This is a genomic window from Tepidiforma sp., assembly GCF_034432735.1.
Taxonomy (GTDB): domain Bacteria; phylum Chloroflexota; class Dehalococcoidia; order Tepidiformales; family Tepidiformaceae; genus Tepidiforma.
The window spans coordinates 1-2,296 of sequence record NZ_DAOUBJ010000079.1 but is presented as its reverse complement, the minus strand read 5'-3'; the positions used below and the strand labels follow the sequence as shown (position 1 = coordinate 2,296).

Genomic DNA, 2,296 nt, shown 5'->3' with positions numbered 1-2,296 from the left:
GGGGAGGATGGGATGAGCGCGCAGGCGATCGAGGATCTTGCGCTGGCGACGTCGCTGATTCCGTTCGATGTGGTGGTGCCGGCGGATTTCGAGGCGGCGAAGCAGGCGATCGTGGCGGTGGGGAAGACGACGCGGCCAGCCTACGTTCGGACGGGGCGGCCGAAGGTGCCGGCGATCTATGGGGCGGACTTTCGATTCGAGTTGGGGAGGGCGACCCGGCTGCGGGATGGGAGCGATGTGACGCTGATCGCGTGCGGGGTGCTGGTGGCTGTGGCGCTGGAGGCGGCGAATCTCCTGGCGAACGAGGGGATTTCGGCGCGGGTGTTGGACATGGCGACGATCAAGCCGATCGACCGGGAGGCGGTGTTGGCGGCGGCACGGGAGACGGGGGCGATCGTGACGGCGGAGGAGCACCAGACGACGGGTGGCCTGGGTACGGCGGTGGCGCGGGTGTTGGCCGAGACGGTTCCTGTGCCGATGGCGTTCGTGGGTGTGGATCGGTACGGGACGAGCGGCAAGTGGGATGAGTTGTTGGAGTATTTCGAGCTGACGCCGGCTCGGGTGGCGGCGGCGGCGCGGGATGCTATCAGCCGGAAGCGGTGATGCCGGCCTGGCCGCGGGGCGCGAGTTTCTCTAGGGCTTCGATGACTTCTGGGACGTGGGCGGTGACGCGGAGGTCGTGGCGCATGGCTGCGCGGATGATTCCTTCTTTGTCGATGACGTAGGTGATGCGCGGGGGCATCCAGGGGATCCACCCTTTGGCGTCGTAAAGGGTGCGGAGGCGGCCTTCGGGGTCGGGGATGAGGGGGAAGGGGAGGCTGTGCTTTTGGCGGAATGCGGTGTGGGATGCGGCCGTGTCGCCGGAGATGCCGAGGATGATGGCGTCGTAGGCGGCGATTTGGCTGTAGTTGTCGCGGAAGGAGCAGGCTTCTGCGGTGCAGCCTGGGGTGAAGTCTTTCGGGTAGAAGTAGAGGACGATGTGCTTTTTGCCGCGATAGTCGGCGAGGCGGAACTCGGTGCCGTCGTCGAGGGTGGCGGTGAAGTCGGGGGCGGGGGTTCCGGGGGTGAGCATGGTGGGGCGGCCTCCGGGTACGTGGTTGGGGGTTTACTGGGTTCGGAAGCAGGCCTGGATGGCGGCTGCGGTTTCGGGGGAGCCGGTGAGTTGGCCGACGTCTTCGGCGCGGGCTTCGCCGCGGATAAAGCGGAAGAAGCCGCTGGTGTCGGTCTTGAGGTAGACGTCGGCGTCGGGTGCGCCGGAGCGACGAGGGTGGAGGTGGCCATCGTGGATATCGAAGGTCCAGGTGTTGGTGTCGCCGGCGTCGGTGATTTCGATGGTCATACGTGCTTGGAGGTCTTGTGCGCGCTCGGGGTGGAAGGAGAAGGTGGGGATGACGCGGACGGCGAAGTCGTGGCTGACGCGGTTGCCGACGTGTTCTTCGCGGATGGGTTCGACGTGTCTGCGGCCCCAATCGAGGAGTGCGAGGAGGATGGGGCGGACTTCCCAGCCTTTTTCGGTGAGGGTGTATTCGACGCGCGGGGGGAGGGCGCGTTGGTAGTGGCGTTGGACGAGGCCATGGGCTTCGAGCCGGCGGAGGCGGTCGGAGAGGACGTTGGGGGACATTCCGGAGCAGCTTTCGAGGATGTCGACGTAGCGGTGGAGGCCGGACATGAGGTCGCGGATGATGAGGAGGGTCCAGCGGTCGCCGAGGATGTCGAGCACCTGGGCGATGACGCAGGGGAGGTTGTACGTTCGCCCGGGTTCGAGGTCTGCGCGCTGGGCCATGGGTTGGGCTCCGGTTCGGGGATGGTTAAGGTTGTTCGTCGGGATAGTACCGGGACTATTGACACGATAGTGCCCGGTGCTATGATTTTGCCACGAGCACTGCTACGGAAATGCTAGTACCAGTACTCGCTGATTACTAGCCTAGCCGAGGGGCAGTTGCCCGGTCAACGAGACGAGACCGAGAAAGGGGGTCCAACACTATGGCTGAAGCCACCATCGAGACGACCAAGGCTCCCCAGGCTGACCACTTCCACCGCTGGCGGATCGAGGAACCGAACGGCCCGACGAGTCGCGGTGTCTGCAAGATTTGCGGCGCGGAGAAGGAGTTCAAGAACTGGCTGGCCGAGGGCGACTTCATCACGAATGAAGAGCATCGGGCGATGGCCTCTGCGGCGTGAGCCTCCGCCCTGGGCGGCGGGCGTCCTCTCCCGCCCGCCGCTCCGAAACAGTGTGCCGCCGCCCCCTTTGGGGGCGGCGGCTTTTTTGTGGGGTGGACGGGGCCGTGGGTCAGAT

4 protein-coding genes are annotated in these 2,296 nt (G+C 65.9%); 2 read left to right on the top strand and 2 right to left on the bottom strand.

Going from position 1 to position 2,296, the window contains the following annotated elements; all coding sequences use genetic code 11:
* Positions 1-603 (top strand): transketolase C-terminal domain-containing protein (locus VAE53_RS08000; RefSeq protein ID WP_322818846.1); only part of this gene is annotated, 603 nt, incomplete at its 5' end.
* Here VAE53_RS08000 and VAE53_RS07995 read toward each other — a convergent pair.
* Positions 587-1,072, bottom strand: coding sequence for a peroxiredoxin (locus VAE53_RS07995; protein ID WP_322818845.1), 486 nt, complete (start codon positions 1,070-1,072; stop codon positions 587-589). The two genes, VAE53_RS08000 and VAE53_RS07995, sit on opposite strands and share 17 nt — an antisense overlap.
* 33 nt (positions 1,073-1,105) lie before the next feature.
* Positions 1,106-1,783 (bottom strand): winged helix-turn-helix transcriptional regulator, encoded by a 678-nt coding sequence (locus tag VAE53_RS07990; protein WP_322818844.1) that lies wholly within the window; start codon positions 1,781-1,783, stop codon positions 1,106-1,108.
* Between the two features lie 200 nt (positions 1,784-1,983).
* On the opposite strand from VAE53_RS07990, the gene VAE53_RS07985 reads away from it, so the two are divergent.
* A complete protein-coding gene (locus VAE53_RS07985) occupies positions 1,984-2,181 on the top strand; it encodes a hypothetical protein (RefSeq protein WP_322818843.1) in 198 nt (65 codons plus the stop codon).
* The last annotated feature ends 115 nt before the right edge of the window (positions 2,182-2,296 follow it).

Excerpts from the sequence above, each read along its gene's own strand:
- VAE53_RS07985 (WP_322818843.1), top strand. The coding sequence starts at position 1,984 with ATGGCTGAAGCCACCATCGAGACGACCAAGGCTCCCCAGGCTGACCAC.
- VAE53_RS07990 (WP_322818844.1), bottom strand. The coding sequence starts at position 1,783 with ATGGCCCAGCGCGCAGACCTCGAACCCGGGCGAACGTACAACCTCCCC.
- VAE53_RS07995 (WP_322818845.1), bottom strand. The coding sequence starts at position 1,072 with ATGCTCACCCCCGGAACCCCCGCCCCCGACTTCACCGCCACCCTCGAC.